Below are 18,752 nucleotides of genomic sequence, written 5' to 3'. Positions count from 1 at the left end.
CAAACCCATTCAAACCTGTAGGAGCCGGCTTGCCGGCGATGGCGGTGCATCAGGTCATCCCGCTGAATCTGATAGACCGCTATCGCCGGCAAGCCGGCTCCTACAGGGAGCGGGGGTTGCCCAGGATTGGGTTAGCCGTAGAAGTGCGGGCGATCCGGCAGGCTCACCTTCACAATCTGCTCACTGTTCTGCGCTTCGATGCACGCATCCGCCGCCACCGCCGCCGCAAAGCCATCCCACGCCGAAGGCCCACCGACCTGCCCAGCACGCACACTGTCGATGAATGCCTGCAACTCCACGTCATAGGCGCCGATAAACCGGTCCTTCCAATCCATCAAAATCGCGTTGGACAGTTTCGCGCCACTGCGCAGTTGCACCTGGGACGGCTCCGGCAGCTTGGCGATGCCGGTCTCCCCCACCACTTCGCACTGGATGTCATAGCCGTACTGGCAGTTCACAAACACTTCCACATCGATGCGCGTGCCCTTGGCGGTTTCCAGCAGCACGATCTGCGGGTCGCGCAGGTGGGCCAGGGCCTTGCTGGATTTGCGCGGGAACACCACTTGCACCGACACATAGTCGTCGTTGAGCAGCCAGCGCAACACATCCAGTTCGTGGATCAGGGTGTCGGTGATCGCCATATCGGTCTTGTAGTTCTCGCCCACCGTCGGGTTGCGGTGCGCGCAGTGCAGCATCAGCGGCTCGCCGATCTGGCCGCTGTCGATCACCGCTTTGAGGGCACGATAGCCTTCATCGTACGGGCGCATGAAACCGACCTGCACCAGGCGTTTGCCGAAGGCCACTTCGGCATCGACGATCTTGCGGCAGCCTTCGGCGGTGACCGCCAGCGGTTTTTCGCAGAACACCGGTTTGCCGGCGGCGATGGCGGCGAGTACGAACTCTTCGTGGCTCGGGCCCCAGGAGGTGACAAGTACCGCTTCAACTTCCAGGGAATTGATCAGCGCATGGCCGTCGGCGTACACCTCGGCGCTGATATTCAAGTCAGCCACCACCTTGGCGGCCTGCTCCAGGTTGATGTCGGTTACCGCCACCACCTGGCTGTTGAGCAAGGTCTGGCTGCAACGACGGATATGGTCCCGGCCGATAGCGCCTGTACCGATGACACCGAGCTTCAAAGACATACAAACACTCCTCTTGTGATTAGTACTGCCGGGCCTTCGCCAGGTGTTCATTGAGTTTTTTCGCGGCGGCATTTGTGCGTTCGCTGGTGGAGACCTGCGCCACGCCCACCCGCCACCACGACAGGTAGCCGTGGATCATGGTTTTGGGCAGCACCTTGATATCGATCAGCGTGGACACCGTCTGCGTACGCGCATCGGCCAGCGCGGTTTGCAGCTGTTCCACTGTGCTGACCTTGTAGGTCTTGCAGCCATAGGCCGCTGCGCTCATGGCAAAGTCCACCGGCACCAGGCCACCGTCGAGCTTGCCGCTCTCGGGGTTGCGATAGCGGAATTCGGTGCCGAAGCTGTCCATGCCGTTGCCGATCTGCAGGTTGTTGATGCAGCCAAAGGCCATGTTGTCGAGCAGCACCACGTTGATCTTGCGCCGCTCCTGGATTGAGGTGGCCAGCTCCGAGTGCAGCATCATGTAGGAGCCGTCACCGACCAGGGCGTAGACCTCTTTGCTCGGCTCGGCGAGTTTCACGCCGAGGGCGGCGTTGATCTCGTAGCCCATGCACGAATAGCCGTACTCGACGTGGTAGGTGTTCACGCCCTTGCTGCGCCAGGCGCGTTGCAAATCACCGGGCAGGCTGCCGGCGGCGGCGACGATGATGGCGTCGTCGGCCAGGGTTTCATTCAGTACCCCCAGCACGCGGCTTTGGGTCAGGCACGAGCCGGTCAACTCGATAAATTCGCGCAGCACCGCGCGGTCCAGATGGTCGTCGACCTCAGGCACAAAACCGTCGCCGGCATATTCGACCTGATGCACCCGGTCCACTTCGGCGTCCAACTGCGCCTTGGCCTCGCTGATCTGCCCGCCCCAGCCGGAACGGTAATCGCCGAGGGCATCTGCCAGTGCCTCCAAGGCGATCTGCGCGTCGGCCAACACCTGCACACCATCCAGTTTCAGGGCGTCGCAGGGGCTGATATTGAGGTTGAGAAACTTGACGTCGACGTGCTTGAACAGCGATTTGGACGAGGTGGTGAAATCGGTGTAGCGCGTGCCGATACCAATGATCAGGTCGGCCTCGGGCGCCAGCAGGTTCGCCGCCAGGCAACCGGTTTCACCAATCCCGCCGACATTCAGCGGATGGCTGGACACCACCGCGCTCTTGCCCGCCTGGGTTTCCGCGAAGGGGATCTCAAAGCGTTCGGCAAAGGCTTGCAGCGCGGCATTGGCGCCGGAGTACTTCACCCCGCCACCGCAGATGATCAGCGGCTTGCGCTTGCCGCGGAACGCCGCGAGTGCATCACTGATCATCGCAGCCGTGGCCGGACGACGGTCGATGCGGTGCACGCGTTTCTGCAGGAAATAATCCGGATAATCCCAGGCCTCGGCCTGCACGTCCTGGGGCAACGCCAGGGTCACCGCGCCGGTCTCGGCCGGGTCCGTCAACACGCGCATGGCGTGGATGGCGGCGGTCATCAACTGCTCGGGGCGGTTGATGCGGTCCCAGTACTTGCTCACCGAACGGAAGGCATCGTTGGTGCTGATGCTCAAGTCGTGAAACTGCTCGATCTGTTGCAGCACCGGGTCAGGCTGGCGGCTGGCGTACACATCGCCGGGCAACAGCAACAACGGGATACGGTTGGCCGTGGCGGTCGCGGCGGCGGTCAGCATATTGGCAGCGCCCGGGCCTACGGAAGCCGTACACGCGTAGATCTTGCGGCGCAGGTGCTGCTTGGCGAAACCGATGGCGGCGTGGGCCATGCCCTGCTCGTTGCGGCCCTGGTGCACCACCAGGTCGCCGGCATCCTGTTCCAGGGCCTGGCCCAGGCCCAGCACATTGCCGTGGCCGAAAATCGTGAACACCCCGGCGACAAACTTGCTCTGCACGCCGTCGACTTCGATGTATTGGTTATCCAGGAACTTCACCAGGGCCTGGGCCATGGTCAGTCTTGTTGTGGTCATCTCGCGCCCCTTATCGTTTCTGCAGGTGGGCGATGCTTGCCCCCAACGCCTGCTGGATATCCGCCAATGCATGCACGCTCTCGGCAAACGGTTCGAACGACAGGTAGCCGCTGTAGCCGGTGCTGAGCAAGGTGTCGATCTGTGCGGCGTTGCCCAGGATGTCGCCCTCGCCCACCAGCACGCGGTGGCCGTCGCGAATCGAATGGAGCGGCGCCTCGCGATCTTCCACGCCGGAGATATGCACCAGTCCGGTCAACTCCGGGAAGAACTCATGTTCACTGGCCAGGTGATGATGGAAGGTGTCGTGCACCAGGCGGAACACATCCAGCCCGCCGATGGACTTGATCGCCTCCACCGCCACGCGCTTGCGCCGCAGGGCACACTCTTCAAAACCCAGGGGCTCGATAAAGCCGAGAATCCCGTGGTCGCGCAGGATCGGCGCCAACTCGCTCAAGGCCGTGCGCAAACCGGCGGCACGCTGGGCTTCGTTGCGCGTGTCGCCCGGCTCATTGAGCGGGCACATCACCAGGCCCTGGGCGCCGCATTCACGGGCGTAGGTCGCCAGTGTGATCGCCTGGGCCCGACGCTCGTCGTTCCACACATCAAAAGGGTACAGCGCGTTGATCGACAGCACGGTAATGCCCTGCACCGCGCACAGTTCACGCACGCGGCTGGCCGGGGTGCCGAATTCGATCTGCTTGTCGGCCAGGTCGTTGCGAATCTCGATCGCATCGCACTTGAGCGTTGCGGCCAACTGGATGAAATCCGGCAGGGAAAGATTGGGGGCAACCATGCGGTTAAGGGCGAAACGTAGAGGCGACTTCATTTATTGTTGTTCTCCGTCCAAACCGCTGATTAAAGGTCCAGCAGCCAACTGTGCTGCGGGTCGTTGTGAAAATGCCAGGCACGCTTGGGGCCGGCCATCACGTTCAGGTAATAGGATTCGTAGCCATAGGGCACGCTGACTGGGTGATAACCCTTGGGCACCACCACCAGGTCGCTGTTTTCCACGGCCATGGCCTGGTCGATGCTGCGGTCGTCGGTGTAGACGCGCTGGAACACGAAGCCTTGGGGCGGGTTGATCTGGTGGTAGTAGGTTTCCTCCAGGAAGCTCTGGTGCGGCAGGTCATCGGTGTCGTGCTTGTGCGGCGGGTAGCTCGACGAATGCCCGGACGGCGTACGCACTTCCACCACCAGCAGCGAATGGGCCGGCTCGCTGTCGGGCAGGATGTCGCACACGTAGCGGGTGTTGGCGCCCTTGCCGCGCACGCTGCGCTTGCAGTTTTCGGGGCGGATCAGGCGTGGTTCGTAGCCCTCGCTGCCAGGCGCGGCGCACACGGCAATCTGCACGTCGCTCAACGCCGTGACCTGGGCATCGGTGCCCGGCGGCAGGTAGGCGGCGAACGGCGATTTGTCTTCAAACACCGATTGGCGATCACCCAGGTTCTGCCAGTTGAAGCCTTCGCCTTCGATGTTCACCCGGCCGCTGAGCAGCACCAGGCACAGTTCTTTATCACCGGCACTGACCGGCAGGGTTTCCCCCAGGCTCAGGCGGTAGGCAGAAAAACCCACGTACTCCAGGCGCCCGGCTTCCAGGGCGACCATGGTCTGGCCGCGTTTGCTGCTTTTGACCAACAAGCTCATCACTCAAGTCCTCTCGTTGAGAAGCGCGCGCAAAGTGTCATAGCCTTTCTTCGCGTAGATATAGCTGGGGGCTACCGCCGGATCCTGCTCGGCTTCCACCACCAGCCAGCCCTCGTAATGGGCGGCCAGCAGCACGTCGAGCAATTGCGCGAAGTCAATATCGCCATCGCCGGGCACGGTGAAGGTGCCGTTGACGATGCAGTCGGGGAAGCTCCACATCTGGTTACGCGCCAGTTGCACCACCGGTTTGCGCACGTCCTTGAAGTGCACATGGCAAATGCGGTCGATGTGTTTGCGCAGCACGTCGAGAGGTTCGCCGCCGCCCATGTAGCAATGACCCGAATCAAACAGCAGGCCGACTTCCGGGCCGGTGCGGCGCATCAGTTGGTCGATGTCTTCCGGGGATTCGACATAGGCGCCCATGTGGTGGTGGTACGCCAGGCGCACGCCCTGGGACAGGGTGAAGCGCGCCAGTTCAGTGAGCTTGTCGGCGTAGTCCTGCCAGGCCTGTTCGCTGTGGAAACGCGGACGTTCGATCAGGCGAATGCGCGAACCCTGGATCGAATCGGCCACTTCGCCGTAGACCAGGACCTTGGCGCCGTTCTGCTTGAGCAACTCGACATGCCCGGCAATGGCCTCGATTTCTTCAGCTACAGAGCGCCGGGCCAGGCGGCTGGAGTACCAGCCGGAAACCAGCGCCAGGTCATAGGGACGCAACACATCGCCGACGCCCTTGGCGTCCTTGGGGAACTTGCCGTTGAGTTCAAAACCTTCGTAGCCGATTTCCTTGCCTTCGCTCAGGGCGGTGCTCAGGGGCGTTTCGCCGCCCAGGGCCGGCAGGTCGTCGTTGCTCCAGGAGATCGGGTTGATGCCAATTCGGATTGCGGGCATGGCTGCACCTTTTATTATTCAAGTCGCGTTCAACGGTAGGAGCGAGCTTGCTCGCGAAGAACGCAAGAACACCGCGTTTAACCAGAATGCCCGCGTCATCGTTGAGGTTCTTCGCGAGCAAGCTCGCTCCTACAGGTATTGGTCAGGCATCAACTTCTGGAGCTGCGCCAGGCGTTAATGAGCTGTTCGAAGGTGGCCTGCACCTGCTGGATCAAGGTCTCGTCATCGATCTCCCCCGCCATCCACGCGCGGCTCGGTTCCTGGAAGATCGTGCGGCCGACGGCAAAGCCACGGCAGGTGGTGCTCTGGCTGGCCTGCTGGAAGCCGTCGGCGAGAAATTCCGCCGAGGCATTCAGGCCCAACAACACCACGCCACGGCAGTACGGATCGCGCTCCTCGATCAGTTCGTCGAGCTTTTTCCAGTCTTCGGCCGATTGCGCCTCGATCTTCCACCACGCCGGGTAGATACCCAGGTTGTACAGGCGCTTGAGGCTGCGGTAGAGCACATCCGGGTAGGTGGACGGGTGATCCTTGGGCGGGATGACTTCCAGCAGCAGTTCATGGCCACTGACAATCGACGCTTCGTACACCGCCTTGAGTTGTGCCTCTTGCTCCAGGCGCAGCATCGGCTCGTCATCCGGGTGGAATTGCACCAGGCACTTGATGATCTGTTCCTGGGGCCAGGCGATCAGGTTGCTGCCCACTGAACGGCCATGTTCGAAGGCCAGTGGCCGTGAGTTCTGCACTTCCACCGGGCGCGCGATCCACCAGCCACGACCACTGGCGGCGTTGAGTGCGTCCTGGCCGAAGCGTTGGTCGGCAAGCAGGCCGACGTCGGCTTCCACCCCTTGCTCGGCGAGTTTTTTCTCGACGCGTTCGATGGCCTGGATAAACAGTTGCTTGGCATCGCTGATGCGCGCCGGGTCCTGGCCGCCTTTTTGCGCCAGGTCCACCAGTTGCCAGCGGTGATCGAAGGCAAACACGAACAATTGCTTCCAGGCCTTGCGCGGCACCGTCACGCGGTGCAGGCGTTGCAGGGTCACGTCCTGATCCGGGCGGGTAATCGGCACCGGGCTGTTGAACAGGTATTCCAGCTCCGCAGGCGTCGGCATGGCCGGCGCGCAGGCGTGGCGGGAGACGACCAGGCCGCCACAGGCGTTGGCCAACTGGCTGCAACGCTCGTCACTCGCGTCGTTGATCCAGCCGCTGAGGAAACCCGACATGAACGCATCGCCGGCGCCCAATACGTTGAGCACTTCAACGCGCACACCGGGGTAGATAGCACCGTCTTCCAGCCGCGCTGGAATAGCGCCGTGGATCACCGTGCAACCCTGCGGCCCGAGCTTGACTACCAAGGTCGCCGCCGTCAGTTCACGCACTTTACGCAGCGCGGTTAGCAAGTCTTCACTGCCCCCAGCGATAAGAAATTCTTCTTCAGTGCCGACGATCAAATCAAAACGCGGCAGGATGGTCTGCACGTGCTGGCTGACATTCTGGTCGGCGACAAAGCGGGTTTCACCATCGGCCTTGCCCGCCAGGCCCCACAGCACCGGGCGGTAGTCGATATCCAGCACGCGCTTGACGTTGTGCTTGGCCGCGTAGTCCAGGGCCTGGATGCTGGCCTTGTACACGCCGTCGGTGGAGAAATGCGTGCCGGTGATCAACAGCGCCTTGCTGGAGGCAATAAAGGCTTCGCTGATGTCTTCGGCGCGCAGGGCCATGTCGGCGCAGTTTTCGCGGTAGAACACCAGGGGGAAGGTTTCGCGGTCCTTGAGGCCGAGCAACACCAGGGCGGTGAGGCGTTCCGGGTCGACCTTGATGCCGCTGACGTCACAGCCTTCGCGGGCCAGGGATTCCACCAGGAAGCGCCCCATATGGTCGTCGCCGACCCGGCTCAACATCGCCGACTTGAGCCCCAGCCTGGCGGTGCCGAAGGCGATGTTGGCGGAGGACCCGCCGAGGTACTTGGCGAAGCTGGACACGTCCTCAAGCCGCGCACCCACTTGCTGCGCATAAAGGTCGACGCCCAGGCGCCCAAGGCAAATCAGATCCAATTGACGCCCACTGGCAAAACGAGTCTGGCCCATGCTGGCTCCTGTTATTTTTATCAGCCTGCGTTGTGCCGACGTGACGACGGCAAACGCTCTTGGTGGGAGCAGACTAGAACGTCCGGCGACGCCAATCAATATTTATTCCATATATTTTTTCATTGGAATATTTTTTCCATTAAGCTTGTACAGAGCCAGTCCCACTACAGTGCATCGTTTCAGCAGGCCACGCCGGCCGTGATGCCGGGGTATTTTTTTGCGCCTACCCTGTAGACTTGCGCCACCCATCAGCGCAACAGACAAAAACGCCAGAAGGATTGCCCATGTCCCGCACCGATCCCGAGACCACCCTGGAAGACACTATCGCCAGCCCTCCGATCAATGCCGAGCGCCTGTTGCAGCTGATCACCGACGAATACGAGAGCCTGCCGCGCCAGCTCAAGCGCATCGCCAGCTACATGAGCCAGCAGAGCGACCGGATCATGGTCGACCGCATCAGCGACATCGCCCGCGAGTGCGAGGTGCACCCGTCGGCCATCGTGCGTTTCTCGCAACGTTTCGGGTTCAGTGGCTTCAGTGAGATGCAGGCGTTGTTCCGCGAGGCCTACACCCACAAGACCACGCCGGTGCAGAACTACCAGCAACGCATCCGCAGCATGATCGCCAACAAGTCACAGAAGGCCAGCGGTGGCGACCTGGCGCGCGAATGCGTCAACGCGACCTTGTCCGGCATCGAGCGTCTGGGGCTGGAGCTGGATGATGTGGCGTTCGACAAAGCCGTGGACCTGGTGGTGAATGCTGACAATATCTACGTAGTCGGCGTGCGCCGCTCTTTTGCGGTGGCCGATTACCTGGTCTACAACCTGCAGCACACCAACAAGCGCATCCACCTGATCTCAGGCCTGGGCGGCAGCTACCGCGAGCAGATGCGCAGCGTGCGTGCCAATGACCTGGTGATCGCCATCAGCTTTACGCCTTACGGCAAAGAGACCCAGCACTGTTTGCGGATTGCCCAGCACCACCAGGCCAAGACCCTGATCATCACCGACAGCAACCTGTCGCCCCTGGCCAAGCGGGCGAACGCGGTGCTGTTGGTGAATGAAGGTTCGTCGTTTGCCTTCCGCTCGTTGAGCGCCACCCTGTGCCTGTGCCAGGCGTTGTTTATTGCGGTGGCGTACCGGTTGGAGTTGAAGGTGGATGAGATTCATGAGCAGGTCGGCTTCGACGACTGAGCATCAACCGATAGGCCGCCGGGATCACAAACAGCGACAACAACGGCGCCGTGAGCATCCCGCCGATCATCGGCGCGGCGATGCGGCTCATCACTTCGCTGCCGGTGCCGCTGTCCAGCAGGATCGGCAACAAGCCCGCGATGATCACCGCCACCGTCATCGCCTTGGGCCGTACCCGCAGCACCGCGCCTTCGGTGATGGCGGCCAGCAGATCCCCATCCTTGCGTTCGGCCCAGGCGTTTTTCAGGTAGAGCAACATGATCACGCCGAACTCCGCCGACACACCGGCCAGCGCGATAAACCCTACGCCCGTGGCCACTGACAGGTTGAAACCCAGCCCGTAAAGCAACCACACCCCGCCCGTCAGTGCGAACGGCAAAGTCGCCAGGATCAGCAATGCTTCGTCCGCCCGGCGAAAGGTCAGGTACAGCAGCACGAAGATGATCAGCAAGGTCGCCGGCACCACCAATTTCAGGCGTTGATTGGCCCGCTCCAGGAATTCGAACTGCCCCGAATAGCTGAGGCTCATGCCCGGTTGCAGTTGCACCTGCTGGTTGATCGCTGTGCGCAAGTCCTTCACCACCGACGCCAGGTCGCGATCACGCACGTCGATGTAGACCCAGCCGGAAGGCCGAGCGTTTTCGCTCTTGAGCATCGGCGGGCCGTCGCTCACCTTGACCTTGGCCACCGTGCCCAGGGTGATCTGGCTGCCTGACGGCGTGTAGATCGGCAAGTTTGCCAAGGCCGTCACCGAGTCGCGCCATTCCTTCGGGTAACGCAGGCTGATCGGGAAGCGCGCCAGGCCTTCCACGGTTTCGCCAATGGTTTCCCCGCCGATGGCACCCGACACAATCGACTGCACATCGGCGATGTTCAGTCCGTATTGCGCGGCCGCCGCCCGGTCGATATCCACGTCGATGTAACGGCCGCCGGTCAAGCGTTCGGCCAAGGCTGAACTGACGCCCGGCACGCCCTTGGCGACCTTTTCCACCGCCTGGGTCACTGCGTCGATCTGCATCAGGCTGGTACCGGCCACCTTCACGCCGACCGGGCTTTTCACGCCGGTGGCAAGCATGTCGATGCGGTTGCGGATCGGCGGAATCCAGATGTTGGTCAGCCCCGGCACCTGCACCACGCGGTCGAGCTCCTTGACCAGTTTGTCCGGGGTCATGCCGGCGCGCCATTGGTCACGGGGCTTGAACTCGATAGTGGTCTCAAACATTTCCAGCGGGGCCGGGTCAGTGGCGGTTTCGGCGCGACCGGCCTTGCCGAACACGTGTGCGACTTCGGGTACGGTCTTGATCAGCCGGTCGGTGCGTTGCAGCAACTCACCCGCCGTTTGCGTCGACAGACCCGGCAGTGCCGAAGGCATGTACAGCAAATCCCCTTCGTCCAGCGGCGGCAAAAATTCACCGCCCAGTTTCGAGATCGGCCACACCGCGCTGGCGACCACCAGCAACGCCACCACCAGGGTCAGGCGCGGCCGACGCAGCACCGCCTCCAGCGCAGGCTGGTAGAGCTTGATCAGGCCGCGATTGAGCGGGTTACGCTGTTCATCCGGGATACGCCCGCGAATCCAGTAGCCCATCAGCACCGGGATCAAGGTCACCGACAAACCGGCGGCGGCCGCCATGGCGTAGGTCTTGGTGTAGGCCAGCGGGCCGAACAAGCGACCTTCCTGGGCCTGCAAGGTAAACACCGGAATGAACGACAAGGTGATGATCAACAGGCAGAAAAACAGTGCCGGGCCGACCTCTACCGCCGCGTCGGTCATGACCTTCCAGTGGTCTTCACCCTTGAGTTCACGACCCGGATTGGCGTGGTGCCAGGCTTCGATTTTCTTGTGGGCGTTTTCGATCATCACCACCGCCGCGTCGACCATCGCGCCGATGGCAATCGCGATGCCGCCCAGGGACATGATGTTGGCGTTGATGCCCTGGAAGCGCATGACGATAAACGCGATCAACACCCCCACCGGCAGCGAGATGATCGCCACCAGGGACGAACGCAGGTGCCACAGGAAAATCCCGCAGACCAGCGCCACCACCACGAACTCTTCCAGCAGCTTGTGGCTGAGGTTGTCCACGGCGCGATCGATGAGTTTGCTGCGGTCGTAGGTGGTGACGATCTCCACGCCGGGCGGCAGGCTGCTTTTCAGTTGTTCCAGCTTGGTCTTGACCGCAGCGATGGCTTCACGGGCATTCTTGCCACTGCGCAGGATCACCACCCCGCCCACCGCTTCGCCTTCGCCGTCCAGCTCGCTCACGCCCCGACGCAGGTCCGGCCCCAGTTGAACGGTTGCCACATCACCCAGGGTGACGGGTACGCTGTTGGCGTCCAGCCGCAAGGGAATCCCGCGAAAATCCTGCAGCGACTTGAGGTAGCCGGACGCCCGCACCATGTACTCGGACTCGCCCATGTTCAGCACCGAGCCGCCGGTTTCCTGGTTGGCTTTGCCGATGGCCTCCACCACCTGTGCCTGGGTGATGCCGCGATTGGCCAGGGCCAGCGGATCGAGCTGCACCTGATACTGCTTGACCTGGCCACCGATGGTCGCGACTTCGGCCACATTGGGCAAGGTCTTGAGTTCGAACTTGAGGAACCAGTCCTGCAAGGCGCGCAACTGCGCCAGGTCATGCTGGCCGCTGCGGTCCACCAGTGCGTACTGGTAGATCCAGCCGACGCCAGTGGCGTCCGGACCCAGCGCTGGTTTGGCCGATGCGGGCAAGCGCGCCTGCAACTGGCTAAGGTATTCCAGCACCCGCGAGCGCGCCCAATACAGGTCGGTACCCTCGTCGAACAGCACATACACGTAGCTGTCGCCGAAGAATGAAAACCCGCGCACGGTCTTGGCGCCCGGTACCGAAAGCATGGTGGTGGTCATCGGGTAGGTGACCTGGTTTTCCACGATCTGCGGCGCCTGGCCCGGATACGGCGTGCGGATGATCACCTGCACATCGGAGAGATCCGGCAGTGCGTCGACCGGCGTGTTTTGCACCGCCCAGACGCCCCAAGCGGTGACAAACAACGTCGCGAGCAATACCAGAAAACGGTTGGCGACTGACCAACGAATCAATAAGGCGATCATGGTTGGATAATCCCGCGCAAACTGGCTTCAGAGTCCAGCAGGAATTGACCGGACGCGACCACCTGCTGGCCTTCCTGCAAACCGCTGCGGATCACCGTCATCTCCTGGCTTTGCGCGCCGACCTCGACATCCACCGGGCGGTAATGCCCGCCCTCCTCGGCCAGCATCACCAACGTACGTTTACCGGTACGGATCAACGCTTCGCTGGGCACTTGCAGCACGGATTGCGCGGAGGATTGTGCCAGGCGCACCTGGGCGGTCATGCCGGGGCGCAAGCTGCCGTCTGTATTGGGCAGTTCAACGCGAACCTGCACGGTACGGCTGTCGCCGGCAATCGCCGGCAGAATGGCACTGACGGTGCCCTTGACGGTTTGCTCCGGCAGCCCGACAAAGCGGCTTTCCACCGCTTGCCCCACAGCCAGCGCAGCACCTTGGGCCTGCGGCACAGCAACCTGCAACCACAGGCGATCCAGGCCATTGATGCGCGCCAGGCTCTGCCCCGCCGCCATCGTCATGCCTTCACGCACGTCGAGGGTTTGCACCACGCCGCCGATGGGGCTGGCGACGGTCAATACCGATTGCACACGGCCGCTTCGCTCCATCTGCGCGATCAACCCGGCGGGCATACCGCTAAGACGCAAACGCTGGCGCGCAGCCGCCAACAGACTCGCATCCGCGCTACGGCGCAAGGCCAGGAACTCTTCCTGGGCCGCCGCCCATTCAGGTATCAACAGGTCAGCCAGAGGCGCGCCGGCCTTGAGCACGTCGCCCGGCGCGCGATCATACACGCGCTCGACAAAGCCGGCCGCGCGCGCCTGTACCACGGCGACGTCGCGCTCGTTGAAGGCGAGGATGCCAGAGAGGTCCAGTGTGGAGGCCAACACGCCACGGGTGACCGTTGCCAGACGCACACCGAGGTTTTGCGCCACACGGGGGTCGATCTGCACAGCGGCGCTGTCTGCAGCGCCTTCGGCATAACGCGGCACCAATTGCATGTCCATGAAAGGCGATTTGCCGGGCTTGTCGAATTTCTGCTGTGGGTACATGGGGTCATACCAGTACAGCGCCGGTTTGTTGTCGGCCATGGCCGCGACCGGAGCCGGTGCCTGCGCCAGCCAGTAACCGGCGCCCAGGCCACCGCCCAACAGCGCCACCGCGAGGAGTCGATTAATCATGGGAGGCTTCTCCGTAGGCGAAATACAGCTGCGCGCCGATCAGGGCACGTTGCTCCAGGGCATCGATCTGTTTGAAACGGGCTTCGACCAGCTCACGGCGGGCACTGACCAGGTTGAGCAAGTCCCCCTTGCCAGCGCGATAACCGGCCAGGCTCAGCGCGACCTTTTCTTCGGCCAGGGGCACCAGGCTGTCCTGGCTGCGCTGCACGGCGCGGTCCAAGCGCTGGTATTGCGCGAGGTCATCATCCAGTTGCTGGGTGTGTTCGCGGGTGACCGCCTCGCGCTCGGCATCCAACTGATCCAGCTCGGCTTGCTTGGCGGCGATCCCGGGGTTTTGCCGGCGACCGGGGAAGATCGGCAGGTCAAAACTCAATTGCAGGCTGACCATATCGCCGTATTCACGCCCACGGTGCTGGTAGTCCACTTCCCAACTCCAGTCCGACGTCTTTTGCGCCTTGGCTTCGCGCAACCGCGCTTGCGCCTCGCGGGTGCGCGGCGCAAAGGCTTGCAGTTCAGGGTGTTGATGCAGGTTGTAACGCCCGTCGATGGGCCAGTTGGGCAACTGGCCGCTGGGCGCTTCATTGGCGGCCGGGCCGATCCAGCGCTTGAGCGCCGCGCGGGCCTGGGCGCGTTGCTGGGTCAGTTCGTCTTCGCGCCCGGCCAGTTCGGCGGCTTCCTGTTTGGGCATGACCGCATCCGAGGGCTGGCCGCGACCACCGGCCAATTGCGCACGCACGCTGTCTTGCAGCAGGCGGTTCTGCTGATAGAAGTCCTTGAACAAGGCTTCCTTGCGTTCCACCGCATAGGCACGGATCCAGGCCTGGGCCGTGGCCTGGCGCACGTTCAGGCGTTCGATCCGACCTTCAGCCGCGGTGCGCTCCACCGTGGCATCGGCCAGCTCGATACGCGCCTTGCGCTTGTCGCGGCTGGGCACCTGTTGCTGGATACCGATCATTTGCTCGGTCATGTCATCGCCATACAACGTGCCGCGATTGGGGCCACCGATGGGGAAGTTCTGCAGGCCAACCACCAGCTTCGGATCGGGCAATTCACCCGCCGGGATCGCCGCCTGGGTCGCGGCTTGCAACTTGGCCGACTCAGCGGCGAGCGACGGTGCGTTGTTCTGCGCCAGGCGCAGGGCGTCGTCCAGGGTCAGCGCACTCGCCCACACCGGCCACGCCAGCACGCCCACCACCAGGGCGCGCATGTAGAAGGGATTCATGTTTAAAATTCCTGTTCCGTTGCGCTGCGCGCCGTATTACGCGGCCCACAGCAAAGCCATCCCGGTCAGGGGATGCGTCTTGAGGTGCAACAGGAATCAGGAACGGGGTGGGCGCCAGACGCCGGACGGCGTGCGGTCTGGGATGAAATCCGAAGAAGCGCTGACGAGCAGCGGATGCGCCAGGGTCAACGGCGCCTTGAGCATCGGCAGGGAGAGTTGCAGCAGGCCGCCGGTCTTGCATTCCTGGCCGGGTTTGCAGGCCTTGCCGTGATCGACGCCGTCCTGGCAGCAGTCCGGGTTCATGTCGGTCATCACCTGCATGTCCGACATCTTCATCGGGCAGGGTTCGGTGCTCGACGGCACACCCGCCATCCCGGTCAGGGGAAGCGTGAGGCTCAACAGCAGGACCAGGACTAAACGCAAAAGGCGGCTCATGGGGCGCGAGTCTAGCCAAGCGCGGGTTAAGCCGCTATTAACAATTGCGTGAGAACTCGGCCGTGATAGCGGATCTGGGCCAGGGTCAACGCGGTGTAGCCGATGATCACCGCCGGCGGCAAGCTCACGCCGTGACAGAACTTGCCCAGAGGCTGCAGCGTCAACCCGGCTTCGGCGGCATGGTTGCAGAAATCGCCCTCTTCGACACCGGCCGGCAACCACAACACAAAATGCAACCCTGCCTGCTGGCCACTGACCGCGCAGCGCCCGCCCAGGCATTCCAGCAACGCATCGCGACGGGCCTGGTACGCCTGGCGCGAGGCACGCAAGTGACGCACGAAGGCGCCACTGCGCAAGAACTCGACCAGCCCCAATTGATCAGTGGCCCCCACCGAATGCCCGGTGAGTTGCAAGGTACGCAACAGCCCGCGACGCAACGCCTTGGGCACCACCATGAAGCCCACGCGCAAACCGGGGAACAGGTTCTTGTTGAAGCTGCCGCAGTAGATCACGCGGTCGGCCGAATCCAGGGACTTGAGCGCGGCCAGCGGCGCAGTGTTGTAGTTGTACTCACTGTCGTAATCGTCTTCGACCACCCAGGCGTCAGCGCGGGCTGCCCAGTCCAGCAGCGCCAGACGACGGGATACCGACAGCGTCATGCCCAGCGGCGCCTGGTGCGCCGGGGTGACGTAGGCCAAGCGGGCTGCCTCGGGAAGTTGCGCAGTATCGAGGCCCTCGGCGGTGACGGGGATGCCTCGCACATCGGCGCCTGCCAGCGTGAATAGGCGCCGTGCCGGCAAGTAGCCGGGATCCTCGACACAGGCCCTATCGCCAGCCTTGAGCACGCTGCGCGCGATCAGGTCCAGGGCGTGGCGGATGCCGGTGGTGACAATCACTTCATCGGCTTCGCAATGCAGGCCGCGATAGCTGCGCAGGTAGTCGGCGATCTGTGCCCGCAACTCGGGCAGGCCGGCCGGGTGTGACGCCTCCAACACGCCCGGCCCGACTGACAACAGCCCACGGGTGATACAGCGGGCCCAGTTCTTCAGATCGAACAGGCTGGCATCCGGGCGCCGTGCGACAAAAGGCACATGGCTCTGCACACCACTGTCCGGCAGATCAGCCTCCACAGGCCGACGGGGTATGTCCTTGGCCAACGGCGCGGCGATGAACTGCTCGGGGATCACCGCGCACACCCGCGTGCCGGACCCGGCGACCCGCTGCACGTAACCTTCGCTGTGCAGGCGGTCGAACACGGCTTCCAGCGTGCCACGGGAGACCCGCCAGCGTTCGGCCAGGCTCCGCGTGGAGGGCAAACGGCTGCCCGCCGGCAGTTGGCGGTTCAGGATCGCACCGCGCAAGGCTTCGTAGGCGCCCTGCTGCTTGCCCGCCTCCAGCGTGTCGGGGCGCGGCAAATCGAGGGCGGATGCGGTTTTTCCTCGGCTCATAGTGGTCCTATCGAACAAGGCACAAGTGGTCCTAATGATTAAACCACAATGCGACTAGAGTCCGGGCTCTACTCTTTGCATCGAGACGTCCCATGACTCAACGCGCCCTCTCCACCGGGTTCTGGCTGGTACTGCTGACCGTGCTCATCGCCTTGCCACGCGTCACCCTGGACATGCACCTGCCGGCCCTGCCCGCCATGGCCGATGACTTCCAGACCAGCGACAGCCAGTTGCAACTGACCCTGACGCTGTACGCCCTCGGCTCGGCGATTTCGCTGCTGGTCAGCGGCCCGCTCACCGACCGCTTTGGTCGCCGTCCGGTGTTGCTGGCCGGGTTGTTGCTGTATGTCCTCGCCACGGCAGCTTGTGCCCTGGCGGACAACCTCGCCGTGCTGATCATCGCCCGACTGTTCCAAGCCTTGGGTGGCTGTTGCACCACCGTGATCGGCCGTGTGATCGTGCGCGATTACTTCGATCGCAACGAGCAAGCACGCCTGCTTGGGCTGATCTCCATGGCCATGGCCATTTCGCCCATGGCCGCGCCGGTACTGGGTAGCCTGATGCTGCCGTTCATCCACTGGCGCGGGCTGTTCGTGCTGCTGGGCGTAATCGGCGCTGTGCTGTGCCTGGTGGTGTATCGCCGTCTGCCTGAAACCCGCCCGCCGGAAGTCGCCGCCGCCCCGCCGCGTGGGCTGCTGCGCATCTACGGCCAACTGCTGCGTGACCGTTACTTCCTGCGTTATTCCCTGGCGATCGGTTGCGTGTACAGCACCTATTTTCCGTTTATCAGCGAGTCATCGGCGTTGCTGCAACGGGGGTTTCATCTGTCTGCGACTGCTTACGCACTGGTATTCGCAGCAACCATCAGCGGCTACATGCTGGGCGCGAACCTGTTTCGTCGGCTGGTGCGGCGCTTCGAGGCAGACCGTCTGATCGTCGCCGGCATAGCCGTGAACGTGCTGGGCAGTGGGATTCTCGCGCTGGCGACCGTCGCGCTGCCGGGGGAATGGCTGGCGATCGTGCTGCCGATGGTGCTGATCATGGTGTCGGTGGGGATGGTGATTCCGGCCTGCCAGCTGTCGGTGCTGCAGCCCTATGGTGCAATCGCGGGAACGGCATCCGGGTTGTTCTTTTTCACCCAGATGTTCCTGACGGCTGTGAGCAGTTGGGCGACGGGACTGTTGTCCGATGGCACGTCGGCAGCATTGGTGATGATGACGGCACTGGCCAGTGTGTTGCTGGTGACAAGCTGGCTGGCCTTGCAGCAAAAAGCCGCGCCTGTTGCTCAGGCGCGGCTTGGGTAACGCAACAATCAGTGCATGAAGATCGCGATCAGGATGATCACCGGAATAGGCACACCGAGGAACCAAAGCAGTAATGAGCGCATGATGTTCTCCTTGAATTAACGTACGAAGTGTTCGGTTTCGACATACACCACGGCATCGCGACGGCGACCGCCAAAGGTGGCTGCGAAGCTGGCAAAGAACGCGCCGATCAACAGGGCAACAAAGGTCCACAGTGAGGTGTAGGCAGCAACCTTGGCGGCGGTATCAGCAGCTTGTTTGGCTTTGAGCTTGGCGTCTTCCACCGCTTTGCGGGCGTCGCCGTAGACTTTGTCGATACGCGCTTCGGCATCCGCCTGGCTGAGGTTGGTGCGCTGGCTGATCAACTGGGCCAGGTAGGCACGGTCTTCGGGAGCCAGTTGGCCATCGTTGGCCAACGTGCGGGTGAAGATGCGAGCAACCACGCCGTGGGCGGCGTCATCGCTGACGGCGACCGGACGGTCGTCGCGGAACAGGCTGTCGACGTAGTAATCGAAGTCGCCGCCGTTGACACCTTTGGCAGCACTGCCAGCAGCTTGGGTGATGCCGCTGGCCGCGCCGGCTGCAACACTGGCACCGGCTTTCACGCCGCCGCTGACGACACTGCTCACAGAACCGACCACCAGTACCGCAGTAATCAGCGTGGCCACAGCCCAGGCCAGGAAACCATGGGCGGTGTCGCGAAAGTACACCTCATCGCCGTGCATATTCGCCCATTTCACCCGCAACCGACCGGCGATGTAACCGCCCAGCCCGGACGCGACGATCTGGGTAAATGCCAGCCAGACAATCGTGGAAATGCCAAGCCCTTTGGCACTGATGCCGCTGTCAGCCCACGGCGATACCGCCGAAAAGCCCAGGCCGAAGCCCAACAGCACCAGAATCAGGGACAATGCGGCCGCAGCGGCCGCCCCAGCAAAAATCGCCCCCCAGGAAACCCCGGAGAGCGCGCTCGACTCTTGCAGCGTGGATGAGGATGTGATCATTGTTGTTGTGCTCCAAGGCAGAAAAATAGTGTTACAAGTCTCAAAAGGGACAGTGCAGGCACCATGCCAGTCGTCACAAAAATAAATATCTATATATTTCAACAGGTTAAATAACTTGAACTTCCCAGGACCATGCAAGTTGCAAGAAAGGCCAATGGCAGGCGGGCG

At 62.7% G+C, this 18,752-nt stretch carries 14 protein-coding genes; 2 read left to right on the top strand and 12 right to left on the bottom strand.

Annotated features, from left to right (window positions below; all coding sequences use genetic code 11):
* Positions 1-131 precede the first annotated feature (131 nt).
* The 6 genes from CI807_RS19840 to iolC form a co-directional block, all read right to left on the bottom strand.
* Positions 132-1,142 (bottom strand): Gfo/Idh/MocA family protein, encoded by a 1,011-nt coding sequence (locus tag CI807_RS19840; RefSeq protein WP_095015863.1) that lies wholly within the window; start codon positions 1,140-1,142, stop codon positions 132-134.
* 19 nt (positions 1,143-1,161) lie between these two features.
* Positions 1,162-3,093 carry a 3D-(3,5/4)-trihydroxycyclohexane-1,2-dione acylhydrolase (decyclizing) gene (gene iolD / locus CI807_RS19835; RefSeq protein ID WP_095015862.1) on the bottom strand — a complete coding sequence of 644 codons (1,932 nt, stop codon included), beginning with the start codon at positions 3,091-3,093 and terminating at the stop codon, positions 1,162-1,164.
* Positions 3,094-3,103: 10 nt separating this feature from the next.
* Entirely contained in the window at positions 3,104-3,919 is an 816-nt protein-coding gene (locus CI807_RS19830) for a TIM barrel protein (protein WP_095015861.1), read from the bottom strand.
* A 29-nt stretch (positions 3,920-3,948) separates the two neighbouring features.
* The gene (iolB, locus tag CI807_RS19825; protein ID WP_016975566.1) at positions 3,949-4,737 is read right to left on the bottom strand and encodes a 5-deoxy-glucuronate isomerase; all 789 of its coding nucleotides are present in this window, start codon (positions 4,735-4,737) and stop codon (positions 3,949-3,951) included.
* A 3-nt stretch (positions 4,738-4,740) separates the two neighbouring features.
* Positions 4,741-5,628 carry a myo-inosose-2 dehydratase gene (gene iolE / locus CI807_RS19820; RefSeq protein ID WP_095015860.1) on the bottom strand — a complete coding sequence of 296 codons (888 nt, stop codon included), beginning with the start codon at positions 5,626-5,628 and terminating at the stop codon, positions 4,741-4,743.
* A 149-nt stretch (positions 5,629-5,777) separates the two neighbouring features.
* Positions 5,778-7,715 carry a 5-dehydro-2-deoxygluconokinase gene (gene iolC, locus CI807_RS19810; protein WP_095015858.1) on the bottom strand — a complete coding sequence of 646 codons (1,938 nt, stop codon included), beginning with the start codon at positions 7,713-7,715 and terminating at the stop codon, positions 5,778-5,780.
* A 284-nt stretch (positions 7,716-7,999) separates the two neighbouring features.
* On the opposite strand from iolC, the gene CI807_RS19805 reads away from it, so the two are divergent.
* Positions 8,000-8,908: a MurR/RpiR family transcriptional regulator gene (locus CI807_RS19805; RefSeq protein WP_010211026.1), complete on the top strand. Its 909-nt coding sequence runs from the start codon at positions 8,000-8,002 to the stop codon at positions 8,906-8,908.
* Here CI807_RS19805 and CI807_RS19800 read toward each other — a convergent pair.
* The 5 genes from CI807_RS19800 to CI807_RS19780 all read right to left on the bottom strand — a co-directional run bounded on the left by CI807_RS19800 (position 8,838) and on the right by CI807_RS19780 (position 16,276).
* Entirely contained in the window at positions 8,838-11,996 is a 3,159-nt protein-coding gene (locus tag CI807_RS19800; RefSeq protein ID WP_095015857.1) for an efflux RND transporter permease subunit, read from the bottom strand. The two genes, CI807_RS19805 and CI807_RS19800, sit on opposite strands and share 71 nt — an antisense overlap.
* Entirely contained in the window at positions 11,993-13,171 is a 1,179-nt protein-coding gene (locus CI807_RS19795; RefSeq protein WP_095015856.1) for an efflux RND transporter periplasmic adaptor subunit, read from the bottom strand. The genes CI807_RS19800 and CI807_RS19795 overlap by 4 nt, the downstream gene beginning before the upstream one ends.
* Entirely contained in the window at positions 13,164-14,393 is a 1,230-nt protein-coding gene (locus CI807_RS19790) for a TolC family protein (RefSeq protein WP_095015855.1), read from the bottom strand. The genes CI807_RS19795 and CI807_RS19790 overlap by 8 nt, the downstream gene beginning before the upstream one ends.
* A gap of 96 nt (positions 14,394-14,489) precedes the next feature.
* Entirely contained in the window at positions 14,490-14,828 is a 339-nt protein-coding gene (locus CI807_RS19785; RefSeq protein WP_095015854.1) for a hypothetical protein, read from the bottom strand.
* Between the two features lie 26 nt (positions 14,829-14,854).
* Positions 14,855-16,276 (bottom strand): PLP-dependent aminotransferase family protein, encoded by a 1,422-nt coding sequence (locus CI807_RS19780; protein ID WP_095015853.1) that lies wholly within the window; start codon positions 16,274-16,276, stop codon positions 14,855-14,857.
* Positions 16,277-16,368: 92 nt separating this feature from the next.
* Between CI807_RS19780 and CI807_RS19775 the strand changes: the two genes are divergently transcribed.
* On the top strand, positions 16,369-17,580 hold the full coding sequence (locus CI807_RS19775) for a multidrug effflux MFS transporter (RefSeq protein ID WP_095015852.1): 1,212 nt from the start codon (positions 16,369-16,371) through the stop codon (positions 17,578-17,580).
* A gap of 98 nt (positions 17,581-17,678) precedes the next feature.
* On the opposite strand, the gene CI807_RS19770 is transcribed toward CI807_RS19775, so the two are convergent.
* On the bottom strand, positions 17,679-18,584 hold the full coding sequence (locus CI807_RS19770; RefSeq protein ID WP_095015851.1) for a hypothetical protein: 906 nt from the start codon (positions 18,582-18,584) through the stop codon (positions 17,679-17,681).
* Between the last annotated feature and the right edge of the window lie 168 nt (positions 18,585-18,752).

It is taken from the genome of Pseudomonas sp. NS1(2017), assembly GCF_002269425.1.
GTDB lineage: Bacteria > Pseudomonadota > Gammaproteobacteria > Pseudomonadales > Pseudomonadaceae > Aquipseudomonas > Aquipseudomonas reactans.
Note: the sequence above shows the minus strand (reverse complement) of the source record. Positions and strands in the feature narration are given on the sequence as shown.

What these genes read in the sequence shown, in the direction of transcription:
- CI807_RS19795 (WP_095015856.1), bottom strand. Translation starts at nt 13,171, where the DNA reads ATGATTAATCGACTCCTCGCGGTGGCGCTGTTGGGCGGTGGCCTGGGC.
- CI807_RS19800 (WP_095015857.1), bottom strand. Translation starts at nt 11,996, where the DNA reads ATGATCGCCTTATTGATTCGTTGGTCAGTCGCCAACCGTTTTCTGGTA.
- CI807_RS19805 (WP_010211026.1), top strand. Translation starts at nt 8,000, where the DNA reads ATGTCCCGCACCGATCCCGAGACCACCCTGGAAGACACTATCGCCAGC.
- iolE (WP_095015860.1), bottom strand. Translation starts at nt 5,628, where the DNA reads ATGCCCGCAATCCGAATTGGCATCAACCCGATCTCCTGGAGCAACGAC.
- CI807_RS19830 (WP_095015861.1), bottom strand. Translation starts at nt 3,919, where the DNA reads ATGAAGTCGCCTCTACGTTTCGCCCTTAACCGCATGGTTGCCCCCAAT.
- CI807_RS19840 (WP_095015863.1), bottom strand. Translation starts at nt 1,142, where the DNA reads ATGTCTTTGAAGCTCGGTGTCATCGGTACAGGCGCTATCGGCCGGGAC.
- CI807_RS19790 (WP_095015855.1), bottom strand. Translation starts at nt 14,393, where the DNA reads ATGAATCCCTTCTACATGCGCGCCCTGGTGGTGGGCGTGCTGGCGTGG.
- iolD (WP_095015862.1), bottom strand. Translation starts at nt 3,093, where the DNA reads ATGACCACAACAAGACTGACCATGGCCCAGGCCCTGGTGAAGTTCCTG.
- CI807_RS19775 (WP_095015852.1), top strand. Translation starts at nt 16,369, where the DNA reads ATGACTCAACGCGCCCTCTCCACCGGGTTCTGGCTGGTACTGCTGACC.
- CI807_RS19785 (WP_095015854.1), bottom strand. Translation starts at nt 14,828, where the DNA reads ATGAGCCGCCTTTTGCGTTTAGTCCTGGTCCTGCTGTTGAGCCTCACG.
- iolC (WP_095015858.1), bottom strand. Translation starts at nt 7,715, where the DNA reads ATGGGCCAGACTCGTTTTGCCAGTGGGCGTCAATTGGATCTGATTTGC.
- CI807_RS19780 (WP_095015853.1), bottom strand. Translation starts at nt 16,276, where the DNA reads ATGAGCCGAGGAAAAACCGCATCCGCCCTCGATTTGCCGCGCCCCGAC.
- CI807_RS19770 (WP_095015851.1), bottom strand. Translation starts at nt 18,584, where the DNA reads ATGATCACATCCTCATCCACGCTGCAAGAGTCGAGCGCGCTCTCCGGG.
- iolB (WP_016975566.1), bottom strand. Translation starts at nt 4,737, where the DNA reads ATGAGCTTGTTGGTCAAAAGCAGCAAACGCGGCCAGACCATGGTCGCC.